The organism is Hominilimicola sp., from assembly GCF_046972485.1.
Lineage (GTDB): Bacteria > Bacillota > Clostridia > UBA1381 > UBA1381 > Hominilimicola > Hominilimicola fabiformis.
In genome coordinates this window covers 37936-64013 of sequence record NZ_JBKVWU010000004.1, presented here as the reverse complement: position 1 = coordinate 64013, position 26078 = coordinate 37936, and the positions used below count along the sequence as shown (strand labels likewise).

22 protein-coding genes are annotated in these 26078 nt (G+C 39.9%); 4 read left to right on the top strand and 18 right to left on the bottom strand.

Translation table 11 applies throughout. From position 1 onward, the window contains the following. Nucleotides 1–224 precede the first annotated feature (224 nt). Nucleotides 225–1235: a nucleoid-associated protein gene (locus ACLTU0_RS01205; protein ID WP_022230952.1), complete on the bottom strand. Its 1011-nt coding sequence runs from the start codon at nucleotides 1233–1235 to the stop codon at nucleotides 225–227. Nucleotides 1236–1357: 122 nt separating this feature from the next. Between ACLTU0_RS01205 and ACLTU0_RS01200 the strand changes: the two genes are divergently transcribed. The 4 genes from ACLTU0_RS01200 to ilvC all read left to right on the top strand — a co-directional run bounded on the left by ACLTU0_RS01200 (nucleotide 1358) and on the right by ilvC (nucleotide 7177). Next, on the top strand, nucleotides 1358–3496 hold the full coding sequence (locus tag ACLTU0_RS01200; protein WP_412321074.1) for a glycoside hydrolase family 3 N-terminal domain-containing protein: 2139 nt from the start codon (nucleotides 1358–1360) through the stop codon (nucleotides 3494–3496). 421 nt (nucleotides 3497–3917) lie between these two features. Next, nucleotides 3918–5594 carry a biosynthetic-type acetolactate synthase large subunit gene (gene ilvB / locus ACLTU0_RS01195; RefSeq protein WP_412321072.1) on the top strand — a complete coding sequence of 559 codons (1677 nt, stop codon included), beginning with the start codon at nucleotides 3918–3920 and terminating at the stop codon, nucleotides 5592–5594. Nucleotide 5595: 1 nt separating this feature from the next. Beyond that, entirely contained in the window at nucleotides 5596–6096 is a 501-nt protein-coding gene (gene ilvN, locus ACLTU0_RS01190) for an acetolactate synthase small subunit (protein ID WP_022230949.1), read from the top strand. 40 nt (nucleotides 6097–6136) lie between these two features. Beyond that, on the top strand, nucleotides 6137–7177 hold the full coding sequence (gene ilvC, locus ACLTU0_RS01185) for a ketol-acid reductoisomerase (RefSeq protein ID WP_022230948.1): 1041 nt from the start codon (nucleotides 6137–6139) through the stop codon (nucleotides 7175–7177). Nucleotides 7178–7732: 555 nt separating this feature from the next. Here ilvC and metG read toward each other — a convergent pair. From metG to ACLTU0_RS01100, 17 genes are all read right to left on the bottom strand, one after another. Then, nucleotides 7733–9661 (bottom strand): methionine--tRNA ligase, encoded by a 1929-nt coding sequence (metG, locus tag ACLTU0_RS01180; RefSeq protein WP_337599643.1) that lies wholly within the window; start codon nucleotides 9659–9661, stop codon nucleotides 7733–7735. Then, the gene (ytvI, locus tag ACLTU0_RS01175) at nucleotides 9654–10841 is read right to left on the bottom strand and encodes a sporulation integral membrane protein YtvI (protein WP_147513896.1); all 1188 of its coding nucleotides are present in this window, start codon (nucleotides 10839–10841) and stop codon (nucleotides 9654–9656) included. The genes metG and ytvI overlap by 8 nt, the downstream gene beginning before the upstream one ends. Nucleotides 10842–10877: 36 nt before the next feature. Beyond that, nucleotides 10878–12092, bottom strand: coding sequence for a cofactor-independent phosphoglycerate mutase (locus ACLTU0_RS01170; RefSeq protein WP_412321071.1), 1215 nt, complete (start codon nucleotides 12090–12092; stop codon nucleotides 10878–10880). Between the two features lie 38 nt (nucleotides 12093–12130). Beyond that, nucleotides 12131–12997, bottom strand: coding sequence for a DegV family protein (locus ACLTU0_RS01165; protein ID WP_412321069.1), 867 nt, complete (start codon nucleotides 12995–12997; stop codon nucleotides 12131–12133). A gap of 177 nt (nucleotides 12998–13174) precedes the next feature. Next, nucleotides 13175–13666 (bottom strand): tRNA (cytidine(34)-2'-O)-methyltransferase, encoded by a 492-nt coding sequence (locus ACLTU0_RS01160; protein WP_022230943.1) that lies wholly within the window; start codon nucleotides 13664–13666, stop codon nucleotides 13175–13177. 13 nt (nucleotides 13667–13679) lie between these two features. Next, on the bottom strand, nucleotides 13680–14831 hold the full coding sequence (locus ACLTU0_RS01155) for a DUF362 domain-containing protein (RefSeq protein ID WP_308455871.1): 1152 nt from the start codon (nucleotides 14829–14831) through the stop codon (nucleotides 13680–13682). A 352-nt stretch (nucleotides 14832–15183) separates the two neighbouring features. Continuing rightward, the gene (mgsA, locus tag ACLTU0_RS01150; RefSeq protein ID WP_412321067.1) at nucleotides 15184–15588 is read right to left on the bottom strand and encodes a methylglyoxal synthase; all 405 of its coding nucleotides are present in this window, start codon (nucleotides 15586–15588) and stop codon (nucleotides 15184–15186) included. A 21-nt stretch (nucleotides 15589–15609) separates the two neighbouring features. Next, nucleotides 15610–16401 (bottom strand): septum site-determining protein MinD, encoded by a 792-nt coding sequence (gene minD / locus ACLTU0_RS01145; RefSeq protein WP_412321066.1) that lies wholly within the window; start codon nucleotides 16399–16401, stop codon nucleotides 15610–15612. A gap of 89 nt (nucleotides 16402–16490) precedes the next feature. Further along, complete coding sequence (gene minC, locus ACLTU0_RS01140) at nucleotides 16491–17255, bottom strand: septum site-determining protein MinC (RefSeq protein ID WP_308455869.1); 765 nt, start codon at nucleotides 17253–17255, stop codon at nucleotides 16491–16493. 18 nt (nucleotides 17256–17273) lie between these two features. Continuing rightward, nucleotides 17274–19379: a penicillin-binding transpeptidase domain-containing protein gene (locus tag ACLTU0_RS01135; protein ID WP_412321065.1), complete on the bottom strand. Its 2106-nt coding sequence runs from the start codon at nucleotides 19377–19379 to the stop codon at nucleotides 17274–17276. Between the two features lie 15 nt (nucleotides 19380–19394). After that, nucleotides 19395–19895, bottom strand: a complete 501-nt coding sequence (locus tag ACLTU0_RS01130; protein WP_412321064.1) for a hypothetical protein — start codon at nucleotides 19893–19895, stop codon at nucleotides 19395–19397. 13 nt (nucleotides 19896–19908) lie between these two features. Beyond that, a complete protein-coding gene (gene mreC / locus ACLTU0_RS01125; RefSeq protein ID WP_022230936.1) occupies nucleotides 19909–20733 on the bottom strand; it encodes a rod shape-determining protein MreC in 825 nt (274 codons plus the stop codon). 31 nt (nucleotides 20734–20764) lie between these two features. Further along, nucleotides 20765–21766: a rod shape-determining protein gene (locus tag ACLTU0_RS01120; RefSeq protein WP_412321061.1), complete on the bottom strand. Its 1002-nt coding sequence runs from the start codon at nucleotides 21764–21766 to the stop codon at nucleotides 20765–20767. Nucleotides 21767–21963: 197 nt separating this feature from the next. Next, nucleotides 21964–22587, bottom strand: coding sequence for a Maf family protein (locus tag ACLTU0_RS01115; RefSeq protein ID WP_412321059.1), 624 nt, complete (start codon nucleotides 22585–22587; stop codon nucleotides 21964–21966). 16 nt (nucleotides 22588–22603) lie between these two features. Beyond that, entirely contained in the window at nucleotides 22604–24661 is a 2058-nt protein-coding gene (locus tag ACLTU0_RS01110; RefSeq protein ID WP_412321058.1) for a DUF3656 domain-containing U32 family peptidase, read from the bottom strand. A 2-nt stretch (nucleotides 24662–24663) separates the two neighbouring features. Further along, nucleotides 24664–25155: a cell division protein ZapA gene (gene zapA, locus ACLTU0_RS01105; protein WP_147513888.1), complete on the bottom strand. Its 492-nt coding sequence runs from the start codon at nucleotides 25153–25155 to the stop codon at nucleotides 24664–24666. A gap of 427 nt (nucleotides 25156–25582) precedes the next feature. Then, nucleotides 25583–26065, bottom strand: coding sequence for a deoxycytidylate deaminase (locus tag ACLTU0_RS01100; RefSeq protein ID WP_022230931.1), 483 nt, complete (start codon nucleotides 26063–26065; stop codon nucleotides 25583–25585). Nucleotides 26066–26078: the final 13 nt, after the last annotated feature.

Sequence of the window (26078 nt, the reverse complement as noted above, 5' to 3'; positions counted from 1 at the left end):
TTTCAGTATTGTGCCACCCCTCAGTCAACTTCGTTGACAGCTCCCCTCAAGGGGAGCCTTTTTTTGCCTCTCCTTGAGGAGAGGTGGCACGAAGAGTGGTGGCTTTTGCGGGATGTCGTGGGACGCCGTCACCTACTAACAAACCACTTAGGCGACCAATGATCGCCCCTACGAATGTTCGCATTTAGGACGTCGTGGGTGCCGTCCCATACGAAGTAAGGTATTTACTTATTAATTACTTCTCCGATATTATTAATCTGAATTGAAATAGTTCCGTCATCGTTATTTATAAATTCGATATACTCATTATTTTGATAATATTCAGCCGGGAAAATAACTTCAACACCGATATCCGTTACAATTTTCACGTTTGACGCCAATTTCTTTGTAACATAGCTGTTCACTTCAACCTTTTGAGGTACGTTTGCTTTCTCAATTTTGTCGATAAACTCACTTTTCATACCCGGTTTACCGTCAAAAATTTTATCGGCAACCTGTTCGGTATCAATAAATTCCGTTTCGCCCTCCTCAATATTTTCGGTGATGTATTCTTTCATTTTTGAAAGTGTTTCGATTGTATCGCCGCCGTTTTCTTCCGTAACCTTTTTCGCAATTTTACATACTGCATTTACGGATTCTCTTGAAGAAATATCATAAATACATTCAAGCAATACATCTGCGATAAGGTCGGTTGTTTCACCGTCGATTTTACGCTTTTTACCGAGATATTTAATTGAAAAATCATCTTCAAAAATAAACGCACATTCCGCAATTTTTTGTGAAGTAGTCGGCAAAATCGCATAATGGTTTATAATCTGATTTTTCACTTTACCGTCGTCCTGCAAAACTTGGTGTGTATACCCTATTTTATTTTCACACTTTAAAACCGCAAGCAACGGACGTTCATTTATCATACAATCGCAAACTATAAGGTCGGACGAATCGGGCTTATCCGATTGAGTAACTCCCTCATAAACGCGTTGCGCAATAAATTTCGACATTGTAATAAAATAATTTTCGTCCTTTATATACTCTGCCAAATGATATTTAAAACCGCTGTTTTCCGAAAATTCGGCATTTCGCATACTTGCGTCCTCAAAAACTTTTTCTATATGCTTTGTAATAAAACTGTTTATACTTGCGTCTGTAACATCAAGTTCTTCTTCCGAGTACACACTCACACCCGAATTTGCGTCAAGTATATGTACAATCGCTCTTTTTAATGATGCTATCATTTTATCAATCCTTTCAAATCAAGTAAAATTTATTATACCATATCACTCAAAAAAAGTAAACATTGACAAACATAACTTTAGTGTTTATACTAAAAATATCTAACAGAAACGGCGGTGAAATTATGCAAAAATATAAAGACAAATCTTTGAATATTGAAGAAAGAATTAACGATTTACTCTCTAAAATGACAAACGAAGAAAAGGTCGGTCAAATGTTGCAAGTCAGCTACAACACGTTGAGCAAAGAAGATTACGAAAAGTACAAAAATCTCGGTATCGGCTCATTCCTGCACGTTTTAGGTGATGAGGCAGACGATATAAAAAAACGCGCAGAAAAAACACGGCTCGGCATACCTCCGATATTCGGCATTGACGCAATTCACGGTCACTGTCTTTTAAACGGTGCAACAGTGTTTCCGTCACAGCTTGCAATGTCATCAAGTTTCAATCGCAAGTTAATACACGATATGGGCAAGGCTACTGCCAAAGAAGTTGCGGCAGACGGTCTTGACTGGACATTCTCCCCCGTTTTATGTATCGCAAGAGATTTAAGGTGGGGACGCGTAAACGAAACATTCGGTGAGGACAGTTATGTTATAGGCGAACTCGGCAAAGCCATAATTGAGGGATACGAAGAAGATAATTTGATTATTGCGTGCGCAAAGCATTACATTGCATACGGTGAAGCAACAGGCGGACGTGACGCGTACGACAGTGAGGTCAGTGAAAGAAAAATCAGAGAAGTATTCCTACCGCCGTTTGAAAAAGCCGCAAAAGTCGGTTGCGGCTCGGTTATGACCGCTTACGGCTCTGTTGACTCCGTTCCGCTTAACGCCAATCCGCGTATGGTAAGAGAAATTCTTAAAGACGAAATCGGTTTTGACGGATTTGTTGTGAGCGATTACGAAAATGTCTTAAATCTTGTCACCAAGCAATTCATAGCCGAAAATTTAAAAGACGCGTCCAAACTGTCGATTGAGGCAGGCAACGATATGAGTATGAATACGCACGAATTTTACGATTGCGTGTCAGAACTTATAGAGAACAATGAAATTGACATAAAATATATTGATGATGCGGTAAGAAGAATACTTAGAGCAAAATTCAGAATAGGTCTTTTTGACGGTAAAAAGACAGTTGACAGAAGCGTCATAAACTGCAATGAACACAAAAAACTTAACCACAAACTTGCACAGGAAAGTGCGGTTTTACTTAAAAATGACGGTACACTGCCGCTGAAAGGAAACAAAACCATCGCCGTTATAGGTCCTAATGCGGACGACATAAGAGCGATTTACGGCGACTGGACATATTTTTCACACCCTGTTCCGAAAGAAAACGTTACACCTATGGGCGACTATTACACGATACGTTGCGGTATGGAGGAAGTATTCGGAAAAGAGAATATTTTATACAGCAAAGGCTGTGACATTTTAGGTGAAGAAAATTATATTGATGACGCGGTAAAAATTGCCGAAATGGCTGATGTGGTTGTATGCGTAATCGGCGACTGTCTTGCTCAAAACGGCGAGTATCGCGACAGAGCCGACCTTGAATTATCGGGTTATCAAACAGAACTTGTCAAAAGTCTGATTGACACGAAAAAACCCGTAATAGCCGTACTTGTAAACTGCAAACCGCTTTGCATATCGTACCTAAAAGAAAACTGCAATGCAATTATCGAGGACTTTAACGGCGGTGACTTTGCCGGTTTGGCGGTTGCGGAAATGATTGGCGGTAAATTTAATCCGAGCGGTAAATTGACAATTTCTTTCCCACGTCACAGTGCCCAAACACCTTGCTACTACAATCAATACGAGGGTTGGCACGGCGGTCAGTATGTTGATTTGGAAAAAGGCTATGTATACGAATTCGGTGACGGTCTTTCCTACTCCGAATTTGAATATTCAAACCTACGCTTATCCCAAAACACAATAAAAAATGAGGAAGAAATAACCGTATCGGTTGATGTTACAAACAAAGGCAATATGGACGGCAAAGAAACCGTACTTATGTTCGTCAACGACGTCATAAGCTCCGTCCTCACACCGACAAAACAATTAAAAGGTTTTGAAAAGGTATTTATAAAAGCAGGCGAAACAGTAACGGTAAACCTAAAATTAAACATAAAAGACCTTGCAATCGTGACGAGAGATTTGGAATATATCGTTGAAAAAGGCAAGTTTGAAATTATGGTCGGCAGAAATACAAAAGAATATTTAAAAGATATTTTATCGGCAGAAGAAAACATAAAATTATAATTGAGCCTATCGACAAAACTGCAACGGTTTTGTTTAAAATCTGAATTTTTTATCACTCATAATATAAAAATTATGAGTGATTTTTTTGATAAAATTCGACTGATAATGAATATTTTAATCTCAAAATTCAATAATATACAAAAAATTTGTTTTAACATAAATATAAGTATCTAACAGTAACAATTCTGTATAAAAACAGTTGACAATTAGCTTATTCGCTGATAAAATAAAAGTAGTACGATAATATATTTGTACATATTCCGCCATAAAATGACGGACAAAACAGCACCATCTTTTCAAAAAAGCATTAGCTTTTAGAAAATTCGATTTTCCACAAGACAAATCAAATATGGTGGTTTTTTCGGCACAGAAAATCGGTGTGCCAATATTTATTACATTAAATTTCAAAGGGGGAATTTTTTTGAGAATGACCGGTGCTGAAATGGTTGTTAAAACACTTGAAAAGAACGGCGTTAAGGTTGTATTCGGTTATCCGGGTGCAGCTAACTGTCCTATTATAGATAAGCTGTCCTTTTCTTCCATAAAGCATATCCTTACTCGTAATGAGCAGGGTGCGGCTCATATGGCTTCCGGCTACGCAAGAGTTACGAAACAGGCAGGTGTCTGTACCGCAACTTCAGGTCCGGGTGCTACAAACCTTATAACAGGTATCGCAACCGCATATATGGATTCTATTCCGATGGTTGCACTTACAGGTCAGGTTGCTACAAAGCTAATCGGTAAAGACGCTTTCCAGGAAGTTGACATTACAGGTGCTACGTTGCCTTTTACAAAGCACAGCTACCTTATAAAAGACGGACTTGACATTCCGCGTGTTGTAAATGAGGCATTTCATATTGCAAACACAGGCCGTCCAGGTCCTGTACTTATCGACTTCCCTATGGATCTTCTAAAAAAGGAATTTGATTATCCTGAAGAAGACGAGGACGTTAATATCCGCGGCTACAAGCTAATGGGCAAAGCTAACGAATCACAGGTTAAGAAGGTTGCCGAGGCAATCAAAGGTGCTAAAAAGCCGGTTATACTTGCCGGTGGCGGTGTCGTTATATCAGACGCTACAAATGAATTCAGAAAATTTGTAAAAGAAACAGATATTCCTGTTGTTTCAACAATGATGGGTATAGGTATTCTTCCATCGGACAATCCGAGATACTACGGTATGATCGGTTCACACGGTGTTAAGAGAGCCAATCTTCTTTTCAATCGTGCAGACCTTGTAATCGTAATGGGTTCAAGACTTGGTGACAGAACTGTTGCAAATGTCAAGGGACTTGAGGAAGGCAACAAACTTATACATATCGACCTTGACCCTGCCGAAATCGGCAAAAACACCCAGCCTTATATTCCTGTTGTCGGTGATATTAAAGATGTTCTTGAACAGCTTACATCTCAAATTTCAGGTTACAAGACAAACAAAGAGTGGATTGATGAAGCTGAAGAACTGCGTCAAAGATTTACACATAAACCGGTATGTGAGGATAACGGATTTGTAAATCCGAAGTATTTCTTAAACGTACTTTCGGAAAAGACAAATTCAGATGTATACCTTTCAACCGAAGTCGGTCAAAACCAGATTTGGTGTGCCAATAACTTCAACTTTAAAACACCACGTTCGCTTTTGACTTCAGGCGGATTCGGTACAATGGGTTACGGACTTCCTGCCGCAATCGGTGCGTCTGTTGCCGCAAACGGCTCAAAGCCTGTTATCGCGGTAATGGGTGACGGCAGTTTCCAAATGGATTTACCGGAAATGGGTACTATGGCTCAATGGGACATTCCCGTTAAAATGGTATTGTTCCAAAACCACCGTCTTGGTATGGTACACGAACATCAGTATCTTCTTTATAAATCAAATTATCAAGCTGTTGAAATAGAAGGAAAACCTGATTTTGCAATGCTTGCAAAGGCATACGGCTTTGAGAGTGGCATAGCTAACGAAAACAGCGAGGTTTCAGAGGCGATAGATAAGATGATGGCACATGACGGTTCATATCTTCTTATCGTAAACGTAAATCCTTTTGAACCTACCGGTGACGCTCTTAATGAGGCTACTCTTCCGAAAAAGGAGGATAAGTAATATGGAAAGATATACATTATCAGTCCTTGTCGAAAACAATCCGGGTGTACTTTCAAGAGTTGTAGGCTTGTTTTCAAGACGTGGATTTAACATTCATTCACTTTCAGTGGGTACTACTCAAGACCCGCAAGTATCTCGTATCACTATTGAAGTGAACGGCGACGCACAAATTGTCGAACAAGTGTCAAAACAGCTTTCAAAGATTATGGAAGTTATCAAAATCAAGACACTTCGCGACAGCGAAATCGTAAAGAGAGGACTTTCACTTGTAAAAGTTAAGGTTACACCTAAGACAAGAAGTGAAGTTATCGAAATTACAAACGTATTCAGAGCAAAGATAGTTGATATTTCACCTAACACTTTGACTATCGAATTGACAGGTCATAACACAAAGCTTAACGCATTTATCGACCTTGTAGAGCCGTACGGAATTGAAGAAATCGCCCGTACCGGTATGACTGCTCTTGAACGCGGAGCAAACACATTAAAACTTGATAAATAATTATTATTTATAATACATATTTAAGAAAGAGGTAATCAAAATGGCAAAAACATTAGACCATGAAGCAAAAGTATTTTATGAAAGCGATTGTAATCTTGGACTACTAAAGGGCAAGACTATCGCAATTATCGGCTACGGTTCACAAGGTCACGCTCACGCACTAAACCTAAAGGACTCAGGCTGCGATGTAATCATCGGTCTTTATGAAGGTAGTAAGTCATGGAGCAAGGCTGAAAAGCAAGGCTTGAAAGTATATACATCAGCAGAGGCTGCAAAGAAGGCTGACATCATCATGATTCTTATCAACGATGAAAAGCAAGCTGACTTGTACAAGAACGAAATCGAACCAAATCTTGAACCGGGCAATATGCTTATGTTCGCTCACGGTTTCAACATTCACTTCGGAACAATCGTTCCTCCTGCAGACGTTGACGTTACAATGATCGCTCCTAAGGGTCCTGGTCACACAGTACGTTCAGAATATCTTGAAGGTAAGGGTGTTCCTTGTCTAATCGCTGTTGAACAAGACGCAACAGGTAAGGCACAGGATTTAGCACTTGCTTACGCTTTGGGTATCGGCGGTGCAAGAGCCGGTGTTCTTGAAACAACATTCAGAACAGAAACAGAAACAGACCTATTCGGTGAACAGGCAGTTCTTTGCGGCGGTGTTACAGCTCTTATGCAAGCAGGTTTTGAAACACTTGTTGAAGCAGGTTATGACCCAAGAAACGCTTACTTTGAGTGTATCCACGAAATGAAACTTATCGTTGACCTTATTTACCAAAGCGGTTTCAAGGGTATGAGATACTCAATTTCTAATACTGCTGAATACGGTGACTATGTAACAGGTCCTAAGATTGTTACTGCTGAAACAAAGAAGGCTATGAAGAAAGTTCTTTCTGATATTCAAGACGGTTCATTCGCTAAGGAATTCCTACTTGATATGTCACCTGCAGGTCGTCAAGTTCACTTCAAGGCTATGAGAAAGATTGCGGGAGAACATCAACTTGAACAAGTCGGTGAAGAAATCCGTAAGCTTTACAGCTGGAACAGCGAAGACGATAAGCTTATCAATAACTAATTTGATGTATTTAAAAAGACTTCACGAAAGTGAAGTCTTTTTTGTTGCATTTTTGCCACCACTCCGTCACTTCGTGACACCTCTCCTCAAGGAGAGGCTTTTTGGCTCCACTTGAGGGGAGCTGTCAACAACGTTGACTGAGGGGTGGCACTATCTGTTTTATTTTAAAGGCGACCAATGGTCGCCACTACATTTTTATGCTTTTTTTGCCACCACTCCGTCACTTCGTGACACCTCTCCTCAAGGAGAGGCTTGTTTGGCTCCTATCATGGGGAGCTGTCAACAACGTTGACTGTGGGGTGGCACTATCTGTTTCATTTTAAGGGCGACCACTGGTCACCCCTACAACACCAATATTTTTTATGCTTTTCTTGCCACCACTCTGTGACACCTCGCCTCATAAGGCTCCCATCGAGGGGAGCTGGCGACGCAGTCGACTGAGGGGTGGCACATTTAATGGCGACCAATGGTCGCCCCTACGAAGCACGCCAAGCGTGATGTCGTTTCACACAAAAAGCCGTCAAAGTATTACTTTGACGGCTTTTACCTTATCAATTATACGATTTCAGCACCGCTTTGAATATCATTAAGAGTAGTCAAAACAGTAAGTTTATCTTCAAATTCAGCTGACAAAATCATACCGCAAGATTCAAGTCCCATCATCTTTCTCGGTTTCAAGTTTGCAACGAACAATACATTTTTACCGATTAATTCTTCAGGCTTATGGAACTTTGCTATACCTGAAAGAATTTGTCTTGTTTCACTTCCGACTTGCAATGTAAATCTAAGAAGTTTTGATGACTTTGGCACTTTTTCGCATTCAAGTACCTTACCGACACGAATATCAAGTTTTTCAAATTCTTCAAACTCGATATAATCTTTATACGGTGCAATTTCAATCTTTTCTTCTTCCGGCTGACCGAATTCTTCTTCAAGTTCGGCAAGTTTCTTTTCTGCGTCAATTCTTTGGAACAGCGGAACAGCCTCGCCTACTTTTGTACCCGCCTTTGTTTCACCGAATGTCTTTGTACTTTCAAAACTCAAATCATCTGCACCGATTTGTTCGGCGATTTTCTTTGATGTTTCAGGCATATATGAGCTTAACAATGCCGCAATAATTCTGATTGTTTCAACAAGATTATAAAGCACTGTACCCAATCTTGGCTTATCATCTTCATTCTTTGCAAGCACCCATGGAGTTGTTTCGTCAATATACTTATTCGCTCTGTCAACAACTTTCCAGATTTCGTCCATACTATCCGCAACGTGAAGAGTATTCATCTTCTTAATAATATTATCAATCGCACCTGTTGCAACAGCTTTCAAATCATCATCAAAATCACCGTGTACGTCACCGCTCTGAATTTCACCGTCAAAATACTTATTAATCATTGCAACAGTTCTGTTTACAAGATTGCCAAGTGTATTTGCAAGGTCACTGTTAAATCGGCTGATAAACACTTCATAAGTGATTGTACCGTCTTGTGCGAAAGGCATTTCGTGAAGTGAATAATATCTTACCGCGTCAACACCGAAATGCTTTACAAGGTCCTCCGCATAAATTACGTTACCTCTTGACTTACTCATCTTTTCATCACCGACAAGCATCCAAGGATGTCCGAACACCTGTTTCGGAAGCGGTTCGCCCAATGCCATAAGCATAATCGGCCAATAAATTGTATGGAAACGAAGAATGTCCTTACCGATAATATGCACATCTGCAGGCCAATACTTATTATACAATTCGCCCTTTTCTTCCGGTGTATAACCAAGCGCCGTAATATAGTTTGAAAGTGCGTCAATCCACACATACACGATATGTCCGGGGTCAAACTCAACAGGAATACCCCATGTAAAGCTCGTTCTTGACACGCACAAATCCTGCAATCCCGGCTTTAGGAAGTTATTAACCATCTCATTTTTACGTGATTCCGGCTGAATAAATTCCGGGTGTGACTCGATGTATTCCATAAGCTTGTTCTGATACTTACTCATTTTGAAGAAATAGGCTTCTTCCTTAGCCTTTTTAACTTCTCTGCCGCAATCAGGACACTTACCGTCTACAAGCTGTGTTTCAGTCCAGAATGATTCACAAGGTGTACAGTACCAACCTTCATATTCACTCTTATAAATATCACCTTGATCATAAAGCTTTTTGAAAATCTGCTGAACAGCCTTAACGTGATAATCGTCGGTTGTACGGATAAATTTATCATAGCTGATATTAAGCATATCGGCAATATCCTTAATTTGTCCCGCAATCTTATCAACGTGCTGTTTCGGTGTTATACCCTCATTTTCAGCGATTTCCTGTATCTTCTGACCGTGTTCGTCAGTACCTGTAAGGAAAAATACATCCTTACCTATAAATCTGTTAAAACGTGCTATTGCGTCCGTAAGAACTATCTCATATGTATTACCTATATGAGGTTTCTTTGAAGTGTACGCAATGGCAGTAGTAATATAAAACTTTTCTTTACTCATTCCAGTCACTCCCCATTAAATTAATAACAAAATCTTTGAACAATAGGCACTGTTCTTTTATAAATCTGCCTATTCTCTTTAAAAGTCTTATCGGTGCGTCAAACACACCCGCTTTATAAAAACTGATTATCAGCATAAGTATTATCGGGCCTAAAATCATACCGCCGATACTAAGTGTTCTGTAACCGATATACATAGACATAAGCGTCAATATCGGATTCATACCTATTCTTGAGCTTACAAGTTTCGGCTCGGTAAAGTGTCGCATAAGCGCAACTGCGGCATATATAACAATCAGACCAACTCCGAGTTTAATATTGCCGTTCAAAAACGAAATAAGCGACCACGGCCACAAAACAAGACCGCTGCCGAAGAATGGCAATGCGTCCAAGAACGCAATACCTAACGCAATAAGAAGTGCATACTCAATATCAAGTATACTCAGTCCGATAAACATAATCGCAAACGCGATACACATAAGTATTCCCTGCGCTTTAATATAACCGCCGAGATACTTTTTTAATTCCGTCTTTATAAGATTCAGCCTGTCCACAAATTTAGGACTGAACACGCCCTGCACAGTCGACATAACTGTTTTGTTTTCCGAAACCATAAAATACGATGACAAAATAAAAACGACTATACCTATAAACACGCTCGGCAAAGCCTTTGCAAAATTGCCCGCATAATCAACCATAGGCGTTGACTTCATATTGATAAATTCAGCGGCTTTGCTTGAAACCGTCTCACCTGCCGAAGTAATCGCCTGTTGAATGTTGCTTGGCAAATTCATATATACAACAGACCATTTTTCGCCCAGTGCCTTTGTACTGTTTTGAATGTTTTCGTAAATAGTCGGAAACTGCGTATATAACATTCGTCCTTCATCAACAATTTTCCATATTGCAAATGTGAGAACACCACCAAAAATTCCGACTATCAGTACTATTACAAGCACCGCCGACAGTCCTCGCGGTATTTTCAGCCGTTTCTGCAATGTATCCGCAAGCGGATTTACCGCCATTGAGAACAGATAGCCGAGCAAAAACGGCAAAAACAACTTAACAAGAAAACCTAACAGCTGCAATATTTTAGGCAGACATATATATGCCGCCACAGCCAATATCACAACACCCAATACAAACAGTACAATTTTTACCCAATTTTTTTTCAGTTTCATAAAATCATTCCCTTCGTAAATCACGAGAATGTATCATTATTTTCCAAGGAATCTATTCATCAAAGTATATCCTTCTTCGATATAAATACCTGTCTTTTTACCGTTTTCTTCAGTATATGTAAGATTAGCATTTTTATCCGTTTCGTTGGTGCTGTCATAGATGATGTACGGAACAGGGTCAGAAACGTGCGTCTTTAGCTTAATCGGAGTCGGATGGTCGGGAAGAATCATCATTCTGTAATCAATGCCTCTCTTTTCAAGCTCGTCCTTTAGGAACTTGACAACCTTTTTATCTATTGTTTCAACAGCAAATTTCTTCTTTTCAGGCGCACCTTGGTGTCCCATTTCGTCAGGTGCCTCCATATGTACATAAACGAAGTCACTGCCGTTTAAAATTGCGTCAAGTGCGGCTTGTGCCTTACCTTCCCAGTTTGTGTCACAGTTACCTGTTGCACCTTCAACGTCAATCGAATTCATTCCGGCACATTTTGCAATACCTTTGATAAGGTCAACAGCGGAAATAACACTGCCCTTTAGACCGAACTTTTCTTCAAAGTTATCAAGCTGAGGTTTTGTACCCTCGCCCCATACCCATATTGATGTTGCAGGATTTTTGCCCCCTGCAACACGCTTTTTGTTTACAGGGTGTTCTCTTAAAATCTTTTCACTTTTTTTCATCATTTCAAGAAGTGTATCCGCACCGTCACCCTTTGGAAGATGGTCTGTTATCTTCTTGTCTGAAATATCGTGAGGAGGTGTTAATTCAACATTAGTCGAACCGCCCTCCCAAACTGTAAGATGACGGTAGCTGATACCCGGATAGAACTTAATCATATCAATATCAAGCTCTTTTGCAACAGCCTTGATAAGCTCGGCAGCCTCTTCTGTTGTGATTTCGCCCGCACTATAATCAAGCATTGTCTTATCCTCGTAATTTTCTTCGTCAGAAAGAGTTACAAGGTTACATCTGAATGTAACGTCATTGTCCTTTAGCGGAACGCCGATTGACGCCGCCTCAAGCGGTGAACGACCGCTGTAACATTTTTTTGTATCATAACCCATAACAGATAGATTGGCTACGTCACTGCCCGGTTTCATACCGTCTTGAACAGTCTTAACCATACCCATCTCGCCATGCTGTGCCATATAGTCGATTGTAGGCTTATCAGCCACCTCTAAAATTGTTTTACCGTCAAATGCGTCAACGGGATAATCTGCCATACCGTCGCCAAGTATTACTACATACTTCATTTTTTATCTTCCTTTCATTTTATCTTTATGTTTAAAGTTTATTCAGTCACGATTTTCACCAATATTGCTATTGCCCCACGTCCGACGTGAGTACCGATAAGCGGACCGAATTCACCATACATTTCTATACAATCTTCGCCGTATTCATCGCGAAGTTTTTCACAAACCTCCTGTCCCTTATCCTCGTCCGACTGAACGATTAAGAACTTATGATTTTCCGCGTCAAAATCAGAATCATCTTGAATTTTTGCAATCAATTTATCAAGCAGCTTTTTCTTACCTCTCAGCTTATCTAAACTTTCAACAAGTCCGTGTTCTATTGTAAGTATTGGCTTGATGTCAAGCATTGTGCCGACAAATGCGGCTGCTTTTGAAAGTCTGCCGCCCTTTTCAAGATATTTTAACGTATCAACCAAAAGGTAACATCTCCATGTTTTTATGTACTTTTCACATTCCGTTATAATCTCGTCAACGCTTTTGCCGTCCTTAGCCATTTGCGCCGCATGAACGGCGGTTTGTGCAATGTACAGAGAAAACTTCTGCGTATCGACAATGTGAAAATCCGCATTCGGATTTTCTTCTTCAATCTCACTCTTAACAAGATTTGCTGTTTGGTACTGACCGCTTGCGGCTGATGAAAGTGCAAAATATATTACGCTCTCATGCTCCTCGCACTGCTGTTTAAAGTAGTCAAGCATATCACCGAACGGTGTCTGTGAAGTAGTCGGAATACCGTCGTACTCCTCAAGTTTATCAAAAAATTGCTCATTTGTTATTTCAGTTCTCTGAACATATTGTTCAGTGCCGAAAATACTTAAAAATGATATAACGCCTATATTATATTTGTCGGCTATATCCTGCGGAATGTCCGAACCGGAATCCACTATTATTTTTATATCTGCCATATTTGCTCCTCTCATATAAATTCGGTATAAATAAAATTTAAAATTGTTTTTTATTCTCTTGATTAAAAGCTTTAGACGCAGAGAAAATTGTTCACAGTGCCGTTTTGCAGCTCACGGTGCTGTACGGTTACCGCCCTAAGCAAAAAATGGTGCTGTTGGCAATTTAATCAAGTCTAATTACCAATGGAATTGAGTCAGCTGTCCTAAATCCTTTAAATTATCAAACCCTTGCTGACGAAGTGCCTCGTATACAACAATCGCAACGGAATTTGAAAGATTAAGACTTCTCGCCTCTTCTATCATAGGTATTCTTATACAACGTTCTTCGTGTTCGTACAAAAGTTCTTCGGGAAGTCCTGCATCCTCACGACCGAACAATATATAATCGTTATCCTTAAATTCAGCCTCAACATATGTATGAGGTGCTTTTGTTGTTGCATAAAAATATCTTGCACCCTCTGTTTTTTCAAAAAAGTCCGCCAAATTATCGTAATAGCATACATTCAGCAAATGCCAATAATCCAAACCCGCTCTTTTCAAATTTTTATCGGTAATCTGAAAAGCCGTCGGACGTACAATATGAAGTCTACACCCTGTCGCCGCACAAGTACGGGCAATGTTGCCTGTATTCTGCGGTATTCTCGGTTCAACAAGAACTACATTAAACAAAAAATCATATCCTTTACTTTAGAAATTTAATCATAAATCTATTTAACAGCGGTCGTTTTATCTTTACCGCTTTTTTGGGGCAAAGTTCTTGACAGCAAAAACATTTTATACACCTTTTCGTGTCAATAACAGGTTTACCCGTTGACATATCAATCGCTTTCGGCGGACAACATCTTGCACATTCTCCGCAACCTACGCATATATCGTAATCCATTGCCGGCTTTGACGCAAGTGCATTTATAAGTCGTGCATTAAGTGCGTCCGGAAGTGAAATCAATTTAATCAAATTAAAATGGCTTTCAGGCTTTAAATAATCCTTCATAACAAGCGGTTTAATATCTTCGCCCGCTATATCAATTTTTTCCGCACTGTCACACACAAGTCCGCGTTCAATCGCCTCACGCACCGTATCAACTTCATTCGGTGCATAATCAATCAAATAACATGACGCCAAGTCAAGCGCGTGTGCATTTTCTGATGCCATAACAAGTCCTATATGTCTGTTCTGACCTGCCGTCGGACCGTTGCCCTCCATACCCCAAACAGCGTCCATAATGGACAATGTCGGTTTTACACATTCGTGCAAATCCACAAGCATTGAACAGAATGACTTTCTCTCATTCAATCTGAAATGCAGTTCCGCTTTATATGTTCCGGGAATTGTGCCGAAAAGATTTTTAACGGCACCTGTATAACTCGTCATTGCGTGAGTTTTCAGTTTCGGCAGTGAAATTATAACATCTGCATTCAAAATCGGATTTATTATCGGAATTTTCTTTACGGTCTTTCCCTCAGGGAAATGCACTTCCGTAAAACTTGTATCAAAATTCAATTTTGCGTTTGTTCCCTCGACAGCCTTATCCACACCGCAGACTGAATAAACGCCCTTTAAAGCCGTAGTGTTATACGGACCGCCGGGACTTTCGGCAATCGTCACGTTTCCGCCGGCTTTTTCGACCATCACTATAACCGCGTGAAGAAATTCGGGATTTGTCGTAACCGCCTCCTCAGGCTTTTTCTTGGAAACAAGGTTGGGCTTTATGACAACATTATCACCCTTTTTCACAAACTTCCCAATCCCACCGATTAAAGACACCGCATTTTCTACGGCATTTTGCACTTCGGAATATCTGTCACATTTTACGACGGAAACTTTATTATTCATTCTTTAATTCCTCTCTTAGGTTTCTAAATGTTGTAAACCTCTGCCTATTCTATCATTATACAATATTCCGAGTAATATTTCAACCGTAAAACAGTAATTTTTATAGGCATAGTGCCATTTTATTGCATATATATTTCGCTAAAATACGGCACACTCCATTAAATTATATCTTTTTTCGTTTTATAGACAGTTTACTCCCTTTAAAGTAAAAAAAAGACTTGACATAAAGTCAAAAGCAGAGTATTATTTTCACATATCAAAAATACGTTACTTTGATGTAACTTTTAAACGGTGTATTTTTGATAAAAAAAAGGTGATTTGCAAAAATCACCTTTTTTCAATATCAGCTTTTTTAGTTTTTTGGATTGACAATATCACGCCAATCAAGGTCACCGCGTTCAAGACCGTGAATAAGCACTTCTGCCGTTGCACAGTTCGTTGCAATCGGAATATTGTGCATATCGCAAAGTCTCAGAAGCGAAAATACGTCAGGCTCATACCCTTCGGCATTAAGCGGAGCACGGAAGAAAAGCACCAAGTCAATTTCATTATATGCAATTCTCGCACCGATTTGCTGATCGCCGCCCTGCGGTCCTGACAAAAATCTATATACATTAAGACCGGTATTTTCAATAATCATCTTACCTGTTGTGCCGGTTGCATACAGAGAATGTTTTGACAGAATACCCGAGTAAGCAATACAAAACTGTACCATTAATTCTTTTTTCTTATCATGTGCTATTAAAGCGATGTTCACAAAAATACCTCCTCATTCACTCTATTTTCCGAAAAGCTTCTTAACCTTATCAAAAAAGCTTTCCTTTTCATCAAATTCCATAATAGGCACTTCTTCGCCCATAAGTCTTGCGGCAATATTTAAAAATGCTTGTCCTGCCCTTGAATTTTCAGCCGAAACCGCCAAAGTGCCTTTAAGAGCGGCAACCATAAGTTCCTCGTCATCGAGAACAATTCCAAGCACAGGTACACCCAACATATCTACACAATCGTCCATATTCATCATTATTCCCTTGTCAATCATATCCGATCTTACGCGATTAATGACAACCTTGACATCTTCTATACCCATATCTTCAAGCACGGATATTGCTCTGTCACCGTCACGAAGTGCCGTAACTTCGGGCATTGTGACCAATATGGCACTGTCCGCACCCATAGCCGCATATAAAAAACCGCCGTCAATTCCTGCCGGAGCGTCTACAAGGCAATAATCAAACCTTGAAGAAAGTTTTTCCCATATCCCCTTTACCGCCTCATCTTCGACAGACGAAGTGTCACGCGTTTGCGGAGCGGGTATAAAATACAAGTTTTCATATCTTGTATCCTTAATCAAAGCCTCGTCTAAGTCACAGTTTTCTTCGATTACGTCAAATATATCGTAAACGATACTGCTTTCAAGCCCGAGTGTAATATCCAGGTTTCGACAACCCATATCCATATCGACAAGTGCAACAAGATTACCCCTCATAGCCAATGCCGCACCTATATTTGCGGTTACAGTTGTCTTTCCCGTACCGCCTTTTCCGGATGCAACTATGATGATTTTTCCCATTTTCCTTATCCTTTCAATATGAATTTATGCGTAGTAAAATTATCCAAAACTCTTTTCTGCGTAATTATATCACATTTTTTTCTCTTTGTCTATATTTTTACCAAAAAATCATCTACACAAATTTGATTATTTATTAAATATGCCTTTTTAGGATTTTCGGTATTCGGCGTATCAAATTCATCAAAATTGCAGTGAGTTTTTGAAATTCTTACGTCTGTCGGCTTAAAGTCAAGCGCAAATATATAGGCATTGTCATTACCCATACACCCGGCCTCAACGCTGCCTTTTATACTTCCGATAACGATAACGTTACCGACCGCCGTTATCATTCCGCCCTCCTCAACGTCGCCGAAAAGGGTAAGGTGTCCGTCCGCAAAAACTGTTTTGCCTGCTTTAACAACGCCTTCGTAAAACCTCGCACGACTGCTTTTAAAATTAGTCGTTACGACTTCCTTTATCTCCTCAAGTTCCGTTTCTTCCTCCGCGATTTCGCGGACTTCTTCACTCTCATTATGTATTTCTTCAGTGTTTTCCTGAAGAAGTTCCTTAGGCAGTTCAAGAGTTTCTTCAAACGAATCTTCGGCTTTTATCACTTTTCTTTCACCGTAATTTATCTCACATTCCGGCAACATAGCCGTAATAACCGCGTCAAGACGCATTTTATCACTCGTTGAAAGTTCCCTGCCGACAACATATATATTACAACGTCCGCCGCCGAAAAACTTTCTGAACTGTCTTATTTTTTCATACAGGGAGTTCATCAACTTAGAAAATTCACATTCACTGTCAAGATATATCTTCACCCCGTCAGCCGTACCTTTCAGCTTTATAAGCTCTTTTTCCAATTCAATCAAACCTCCCCATATTATAAACTATCTCAATAATCCGCCTTGCACATCTGTTGTGGTTGTAGGCTCTGCGGTTGCGTCTGCACTGTCAAGATTGAAATATTTATCAAAAATATCTTTTGCTACCTGCGCGGCATTTGTACCACGAACACCGTGTTCAAGCACAACCGATACCGCGATTTGCGGATCGTCAAACGGTGCAAAAGCAATAAACACAGCGTTATTTGAACCGTTTCCGACCTGTGCCGTACCTGTTTTACCGCCGACCGCTATACCGTAATTTGCGAAAATTTCACTCGCACTACCTTCGTCAACAACTCGTTTCATACCTTGTTTTACGGCATTGATAACTTCATCGTCCATATCGACTTTTTCGACAACTTCCGGATTAAATTCTTTTACAACACCGCCGTCAACCGATGAACGAACGCTTTTTATAAGATTTACTTTATATCTTGTACCGCCGTTTGCGATTGTTGCGGCATAGTTTGCAAGCTGAATAGGTGTAAACAAACTGTATGACTGACCGATTGCCGCTTGAAGAGTGTCACCGCCAAACCATTCCCGATCGGTAGCACTTGCAACTACCTCTTTTTTATATTCGGGGCTTGCCATATGACCTGCCACTTCTTCGTCAAGCTCGATACCCGTTTTTTCACCAAGACCGAACTTCTTTGCATACTCATCAAGTTTATTTATTCCCATACGTCTGCCGACTTCATAGAAGAAATAGTTACACGAATTTTCAAGTGCCGCACTGACGTTTTGCTTACCGTGAGTCAATTTATATTCGCCCCAAATCCAGCAAGTCGGCTGATAGTCGGCATAAAATTTATAAATACCCTCGTCCTCGATAATTTCATTTACATTCAAATTACCCGTTTCAAGTGCCGCAATCGCCGTCAAAGGTTTAAATGTCGAACCAGGACTGTAAAGTCCGCTTACAAGTCTGTTCCACATAGGCTTTGCGTCATTATTAATCAAAGTTTCATAATCCTCATTAAACTTCGACATATCGTATGTCGGATACGACGCACCTGCAAGCAAATCGCCTGTTTTTACGTCAATGACAGCAACAGAACCTGCGTCACAGTCTGCACCGTCCTTTGCTTTCACACCGCTTGACGCACGAATATTTTGTATTGTATCTTCAAGCGATTTTTCCGCCACTTTCTGCAAATCCGAATCCAATGTAAGCACGATATAATCGCCCGGAACAGGCTCTGCATCGTTCATAACGGTAATCTCTTTACCGTTTACTTCCTTAGTTGTACCTGTAGTGCCGTCAATACCTCTTAAATACTGTTCGCCCCACTTTTCAATGCCCTGTTTACCGATAATGTCATTATAGCCGTAACCCAAATCTTTGTTTGCCTCGTATTCTTCGGCATTGATTTTACCTGTACGACCTAAAATATGCGTTGCAAGTCCGGGAGCGTCATATTGACGGATATAGTCGTTTATAACAGCTATGCCTTTAAATTCGTCCTGACGTTCCTTTATCTGCGTTACCGCATCGACGGATATATCGTCCGCAACTGTAAACAATGTTGTCTGTGACAAACCGCTTGCCTCCGCAGCGTATCGGATACCCACGATACGTCTTTGCTCGTCCTCGCTGTAAACGTCGCTGACTTTATATATCTCCTTGTATGCCTGCATTATTTGGTCGGCAGACATATTTTCTTCTATACCCTTGCCAAGATGTGAATTATTCTTAAACCACGCTTCACGTTCGTCCTCCACGGAGCCGTCCTCGTTTTCGTCCTCAAACTTAAACTGATATGGTGCGAACGAAATAGGTAAATCATCATAATATTCACATTGAGTCGAATAAAATATATCCACAAGTTTTTTTATAATATCGTTAAATTCTTCGTCTTTAACATCGGTTTTCTGCATAACAACAGAATAACCGACTTTGTTGGATACAAGAGTTGTTCCGTATCTGTCAAGAATTTCACCTCGCGGTGCTTTTTCGACTATATTGGTAGTCATTCTGTCATTAGCGATTTCATAATACTGTTCGCCCTTTAATACCTGTAAATCAAAAAGCTTCCATATCACCGCCGCAAACATAACAGCTATGACTATTTTTAATATAATAAATCTCGCTTTACTGTTTGGCATTTATATACATTCTCCTTAAGCTATCAAAAGCTTTTTCTTCTTTTCTTCTTTATACAATGTCTTTTTTAGTATCGGATATAATATAACTGCAATAACCGTATTAAATACCGCCGTCGGCAATGCATCACTGAAAATTACCGACACATCAAACGTCATTTCTCTTATGACGAACAACAATATTTCAAGTATTGCCGACATAATAAAGGTCCATACAATCGTTTTCGGAAAATTACCGACATATCTCGGACGTTTTCTTGCCGCGAATACGATTATCGAACTGTACGCATAAAACAACGTAATCTCCGTAAAATTTCTTCCTCCGATTGCGCCCATAACAACGGCACATATTCCGCTTATTATAACAGCAGTGCGAAATTCATTTTCAAGAATTGCCACACACATCACAAACGCCAATACCGCAGACGGTACCGCACCGAATATATGGATAGGTGAAAGCACTACCGTCTGAACAAGAAAAATCACAAAAATCCACAGAAAAATCTTAAAATTTCTCACTTTTTCTCTCCAATCAATATGTTCCGTTTATAACAAGCACTTCATAAAGCTTGTTGAAATCAACAAGCGGCTCTACTGTTGCATAATTCAAATTACCCATAGCGTCCGAATTTATCTCACGAATTACACCGACAGAAAGTCCTGCCGGATAAATTCCGCCTGAACCTGACGTTTCAAGAATATCGCCTATTATAAGGTTTGAGCCTTTGTCAATAAACGTCATTTTACAGTAGTTTTGGCTGTACAATTCACTGTCGCCTTCAACAACCGCAACATCGCTTGTTCTTGAAACCTTTACGCCCATTGCGTTATCGGGATTCAATATTGTCGAAACAATCGACCATGTAGGACCTGTTTCAACAACTTTTCCTACCACTCCGTCAGGTGTTATAACCGCGTTTCCGACAGCTACACCAGCAAGTGAGCCTTTGCTTATCTGTATTGTGTCGTACCAGTTATTTGACGAATACGCAATAACAGACGCGGCAACGGTTGAATAATTTTCAAGACTGTTTTGAAGTTCAAGCGTTTCTTTTAAACGTTCGTTTTCTTCTCTGTAATTTGCAACATCTTTATTTTGTTTTTTCAGCTCATTAATTTCACCTACAAGTCTTGCGTTTTCTTCCTTGTAGCCGTTCATTTCACGAATAAAATCAGTCGTATCCGTAACCTTGTTCACTATATACGAAAAACCGTTCTGAAACGGTGAAAATACAGTTCTAAGCACTTTGGATACGGGATTTGTACCGCCGAAATGAGCAATAGCGGCACATACAAGCACTACGGCGGTTATAATCGCCGCCGCAATCACGCCTTTTCTTTTAAAAAATGATGACATATTTTCTAACCTTCCGTTATACAATCCAAAATTATTTTGATGATTCGATAAGTTCTTTTATATTATCAAGAGCCTTACCTGTTCCTATTGCAACACAGTCAAGCGGATATTCGGCAACGTGTGTGGGAATTTTTGTGGATTCGGTGATAAGTTTGTCAAGGCCTTTAATCAACGCACCGCCGCCTGTAAGCACTATTCCACGTTCCATAACGTCTGCCGCAAGTTCCGGAGGTGTGTTTTCCAATGTCAGCTTTATAGCTTCAATCATTTCGTCCACATTCTCGCTTATAGCTGCTCTGATTTCGCTTTCCTTGATTTGTGCCGTTTTCGGCAAGCCTGTCGCAACGTCACGACCTCTTACTTCGTAAACGCCTTCTTCGTCATCTTCATATGCAGATGCAATGGCTACCTTAATATCTTCAGCCATTTTGTCACCTATATTGATTTGATTTTCTTTCTTCAAATAATTGATAATAGCACTATCCAAAGCATTTCCCGCAATTCTGATTGATCTTGACGAAACGATACCGCCCAGCGAAATAACCGCAACTTCTGTTGTACCGCCGCCGATGTCGACAACCATATTACCTGTTGCATCATTCACAGGAAGTCCGGCACCCATAGCAGCCGCCATAGGTTCTTCGATAAGTGCAACTGCCTTTGCGCCTGCTTGAATAACCGCCTCTTCAACTGCACGTCTTTCAACTTCCGTTATGCCCGACGGTATGCAAACAACAACTCTCGGCTTAAATACGTTGCTCACGTCAGCCTCTTTTATAAACGCTCTTATCATAGCTTGAGTTATGTCAAAATCCGCAATAACACCGTCTTTCATCGGACGTACCGCAACAATGTTTTCAGGCGTTCTGCCTATCATCTCATTTGCCGCATTACCGACCGCAAGCACCTTACCTTCGTACTTGTCAATCGCCACAACAGACGGCTCTCTTACTACTATTCCCTTGCCCTTTACATACACAAGTGTGTTTGCTGTACCAAGGTCAATTCCTATATCTTTTGAAAATATCCCCATTTTCGTTGTTCTCCTTTTATAATATCAATCACATACAAAACCGAATGGTTTTGTATTCTTTGTTCTTGGGTGTTTGAGGTGCAACCTCATTAAAAATCATTTCTGACGACCTGTGCGGCAGAAATGGCAAAAATCTAAAGTTTCGACTTCGGAGGAACTTTATGATTTTCTCTTTAAAAATCACTCAAAAATTACATCTATTGATGTGATTTTTGGGCTGTTGACATACCTGTCAACAGCTTTATGTCGAATTCGTCCTCAAGCGTGTCCGCAAGTGCACTTATCGGCAGACCGACAACATTAAAATAATCGCCGTCAATCTTTTCAATCAAAAGTGAACCGAGTCCCTGTATTCCGTATGCACCTGCCTTATCCATAGGCTCGCCCGAATTTATATATCCGCGAATTTTGTCATCGCTCAAATCTTTAAACTTTACTTTTGTCCTAACTTTTCCGCAAACGGCTTTTCCGTCGCTTATTCGCATAACGCAATATCCCGTATATACTTCATGTTCACGTCCCGAAAGTTTTGAAAGCATATTAAATGCGTCATCTTCGTCTTTCGGCTTACCGAGTATTTGTCCGTCAAGCGTTACGATTGTGTCTGCTGAAATTATAACCGCATTTTTATTGCGTAAAACCTCTTTCGCGGTTGCACTCGCCTTTAAAAGTGCAAGCTCCTGCACGTAAAGCTCGGGTTTCAAATCTTTTGAAACGGAATCTTCGTCCGCTTGCGAAACAATCACCTTAAATTCAAGTCCCATAAGCTCCAAAAGTTCTTTTCTTCTCGGTGAACCCGACGCAAGTATAAAATCTATCATTGCATTATAACCTTTCTTAAAGCACACCGCGATAAAAATGTCCTCTTGTGTATGTGTTTTCCGTCATACTCTGCACATTTTTTTCGCCGTTTAAAGCTCTCTTATACATATCTATTATTTTATCACATTGAGCGAATTTTTCAACAGTAAATATCAATCTGATACTGTTTATTTTAAGTTTTTTTAAATCCGCGATTTTATCCGCCATAAATATAGGCTTTGAATTTAAAAGTTTTGCTATACAGCCTTTTGAACAGACAATCGGAAATTCCTCTTTTTTTCTGTCTTTCAGCTTGTATATCATTTTGCCCTTTTGGCATTTTCCCATAGCCTTTATCGGGCAGTTTTTCATCATCATAAGCGGAATATGTCCGTAGCCTATAACTTCAAGATCAGCGTTTGTATTTTCACATAAATCGGCAATTTCATGTAAATTAAGTTCAGGAGATAATGTAACCGTTTTCAAATCGCCGTAATGCTGTGCCGTTTGCGAATTAAAAACATTCAATCTGAAATCGCCGTATATCTCTTTATCTTTATACTTGTAAATTGCCGCCGGTGACGAAACAAGTACACCATCCGTCTTTATATTCTCTTCACAAAATATATCCGCCGATTTTGATATTATTTCAACATCGTCAGGCACATCTTTTAGTGTCCCCACCAAATCATTGGGGGCATATATTCTTTTTATGTTATTTTTAACTGCGGCTTTGAACTGTTCTTCATCACTAACTTCACAAGTGAGTATTATATTCGTGTTTTTACGGTTGCTATGCTCAATTTCAAAGTCAAGTTCTCTGCCTTTTTCACGCATTTGTCTTTGATTTATAAGGCTTTCGCAGCATTCACGTCTTACGCTGTTTATTTCCTTAATCGGAATTGTAATTCCGTCGTCTATCGTAATATTTATATCGTCACATTCAAACGGTGTACTTCCGAGTTTTAAAAGCTGGTCGCGAAGTCTTTTTTCGTCCATAGGTTTATGGAGTGCTTTTTCGGATTTTAGTGTCCCTTGTGCATACGCGTAATGTCCGTCATTATCGTACATTGTAAGTTCAAGCGGGGCATCAACATTTAGTGTCCCCATAATACCTGTATTGATTTTACGGATATTTGAGTCCTCTGCGGCGCGTTTTTTCGCCTCATCGGTAAATTTATTTTCCGCGCTGTTACTCGGAGTATCGTGGCTCATCATATTTTTACCGAGATTGCCTTTAAAATATCCGTCTGTAAAACCTGTTCTTGAAAATGCGTCAAGCAGTTCCTGCATATCTTTTTTTGACACGTTTCCGCCCTTGTCAAGATACTTTCGGTACACGCCCACAACAGCGGATACATATTCCGCTCTTTTCAAGCGTCCTTCGATTTTCAGTGATGTTACGCCTATACGTTTTAGTGTCCCCAAGTCATTCACAAGTGCCATATCTTTAGGACTTAAAACATATCCGCTTTTAACCGTTTTGCCGTTTTCAAGCAAATCATACGGCAATCGACACGGTTGAGCGCAGCGACCGCGATTACCGCTCCTGCCGCCTAAAATACTCGACATAAGGCACTGTCCGGAGTAACACATACAAATTGCACCGTGAACAAAAACTTCAATTTCCGCTTTTGCATTTTTGCAAATATGCTCTATCTCTTTTTCCGACAGTTCACGTGCCAAAACCACTCTTGAAAATCCCATATCCTCAAGATATTTTACACCCTCAAGACTTGTAACAGTCATCTGCGTGCTTGCGTGCAAAGTCATATCCGGAACAGTCTTTTTGATAATCTCCACAGCGCCCATATCCTGAACAATAAGTGCGTCAACGCCGATTTCATTAAGTTGCTTCAAATATTCTTTAAGGCTTTCAATTTCCTTTTCCTTAACAAGCGTATTTACCGTAACGTGAACGTCAACACCGTACAAATGGCAGTAATCCACCCACGTTTTCATTTCTTCGATTGTAAAGTTTTCGGCACTGTAACGCGCGCCGAACTGCGGACCGCCGAGATATACCGCGTCCGCTCCCGATTGTACCGCCGCCGTAAGTGCCTGTCTGCTGCCGGCAGGTGCTAAAAGTTCCATACTCATTTAACCTTCTTCTTGCCGTCTGATACAACTGTATTTTCTTCGTATGCTTTTAGTTTTTCTTTTAAACTTTTAATAGTTTCTTCAAGAGTTTTATTGTTTTTATTTGCTGTTTCAAGGTCTTTTTTTGTCGATGTTAATTCGGCATTCAATTCTGTTTCATCAATCGTAACCTGTCCGCTTTTTGCGTCGTCAAGTTCTCTTTTTAGCGAGTCGTTTTCTTTTTTTAAATTATCAATTTTTGAATTTAATTTTTCTATTTCGACCTTTACGGAATCGTCCGATTCAAGTGCTTTGAAATATTCATCACAAATATTAAGCGCCGCCAAAACAATAGGACGTTCCCCAAGAACATTTTGACCGCCATTTAAAACGTTTTTAACCTTTTCATTTATATGTTCGCCCAATCTTTCGATATACTCTCTGCTTTCCTCAGCAACAACTGTATATTGACGTGAATTAATGGTTATTGAAACTCTGTTCACCGCCATGACTTCATCTCCGTTTCTTAATTTTTTCGCATAAAATACCTAATATACTCTTATTATACAATAAAACCAATTAAAAAAACAGAGTTTTTTTGACTTTTTTCAAAATATTTTATAAAAAAAGAACGGTCACGCCGTTCTTACAGATTATATACAAAACCATTATGGTTTTGTATACTTTATTTTTGGGAGTTTGATGGCGTATCGGAAAGACATCCGATGCTCGCAGAGCAGTTTTGCCGTAGGCAAAACTACTGAAAAAGCTAACCTCAATTAGTAATCATTTCTGGCGACCTGTGCGGCAGAAATGGCTTAAGATCTAAAGTTTCGACTTTGGAGGAACTTTATGATTTTTCTCTGAAAATACTCAAAAATCACATTGAAAGATGTGATTTTTGGAGCTGTCGACACTTTGTCGACAGGCTCACTTTTATAATTCTATCGTTAATTTTCTGCCCGTTTTTTCATATATTCTGTATTTAATACCTACCATGTCAAACATTTTCTTTGACGCAATAGTGTTAGCCTCATCGGCATATTTGTCGGACATATACACAACTTCCTTGATACCGCTTTGAATAATCGCCTTCGCACATTCGTTGCAAGGGAACAGCGTTACATACAGCTTAGCGCCCTCAAGCGAGCCTGAACTTCTGTTTAAAATCGCATTAAGTTCGGCATGGCAAACGTACATATATTTCGTATTTACAGGGTTTTCACCATTTCTTTCCCAAGGCATATCGTCATCGCAACACCCTGTCGGCATACCGTTATACCCAAGCGACAATATTTTATTTTCATGATTTACAATACACGCACCAACCTGTGTATGCGAGTCCTTGCTCCTCTGTGCCGACAGTAACGCAATCCCCATAAAATATTCGTCCCACGATATATAATCTTGTCTTTTCATCTTCAATCCTCCA

Excerpts from the sequence above, each read along its gene's own strand:
- ACLTU0_RS01205 (WP_022230952.1), bottom strand. The coding sequence starts at position 1,235 with ATGATAGCATCATTAAAAAGAGCGATTGTACATATACTTGACGCAAAT.
- ACLTU0_RS01200 (WP_412321074.1), top strand. The coding sequence starts at position 1,358 with ATGCAAAAATATAAAGACAAATCTTTGAATATTGAAGAAAGAATTAAC.
- ilvN (WP_022230949.1), top strand. The coding sequence starts at position 5,596 with ATGGAAAGATATACATTATCAGTCCTTGTCGAAAACAATCCGGGTGTA.
- ilvC (WP_022230948.1), top strand. The coding sequence starts at position 6,137 with ATGGCAAAAACATTAGACCATGAAGCAAAAGTATTTTATGAAAGCGAT.
- metG (WP_337599643.1), bottom strand. The coding sequence starts at position 9,661 with ATGAGTAAAGAAAAGTTTTATATTACTACTGCCATTGCGTACACTTCA.
- ytvI (WP_147513896.1), bottom strand. The coding sequence starts at position 10,841 with ATGAAACTGAAAAAAAATTGGGTAAAAATTGTACTGTTTGTATTGGGT.
- ACLTU0_RS01170 (WP_412321071.1), bottom strand. The coding sequence starts at position 12,092 with ATGAAGTATGTAGTAATACTTGGCGACGGTATGGCAGATTATCCCGTT.
- ACLTU0_RS01165 (WP_412321069.1), bottom strand. The coding sequence starts at position 12,997 with ATGGCAGATATAAAAATAATAGTGGATTCCGGTTCGGACATTCCGCAG.
- ACLTU0_RS01155 (WP_308455871.1), bottom strand. The coding sequence starts at position 14,831 with ATGAATAATAAAGTTTCCGTCGTAAAATGTGACAGATATTCCGAAGTG.
- minD (WP_412321066.1), bottom strand. The coding sequence starts at position 16,401 with ATGGGAAAAATCATCATAGTTGCATCCGGAAAAGGCGGTACGGGAAAG.
- ACLTU0_RS01135 (WP_412321065.1), bottom strand. The coding sequence starts at position 19,379 with ATGCCAAACAGTAAAGCGAGATTTATTATATTAAAAATAGTCATAGCT.
- mreC (WP_022230936.1), bottom strand. The coding sequence starts at position 20,733 with ATGTCATCATTTTTTAAAAGAAAAGGCGTGATTGCGGCGGCGATTATA.
- ACLTU0_RS01120 (WP_412321061.1), bottom strand. The coding sequence starts at position 21,766 with ATGGGGATATTTTCAAAAGATATAGGAATTGACCTTGGTACAGCAAAC.
- ACLTU0_RS01115 (WP_412321059.1), bottom strand. The coding sequence starts at position 22,587 with ATGATAGATTTTATACTTGCGTCGGGTTCACCGAGAAGAAAAGAACTT.
- ACLTU0_RS01110 (WP_412321058.1), bottom strand. The coding sequence starts at position 24,661 with ATGGAACTTTTAGCACCTGCCGGCAGCAGACAGGCACTTACGGCGGCG.
- zapA (WP_147513888.1), bottom strand. The coding sequence starts at position 25,155 with ATGGCGGTGAACAGAGTTTCAATAACCATTAATTCACGTCAATATACA.
- ACLTU0_RS01100 (WP_022230931.1), bottom strand. The coding sequence starts at position 26,065 with ATGAAAAGACAAGATTATATATCGTGGGACGAATATTTTATGGGGATT.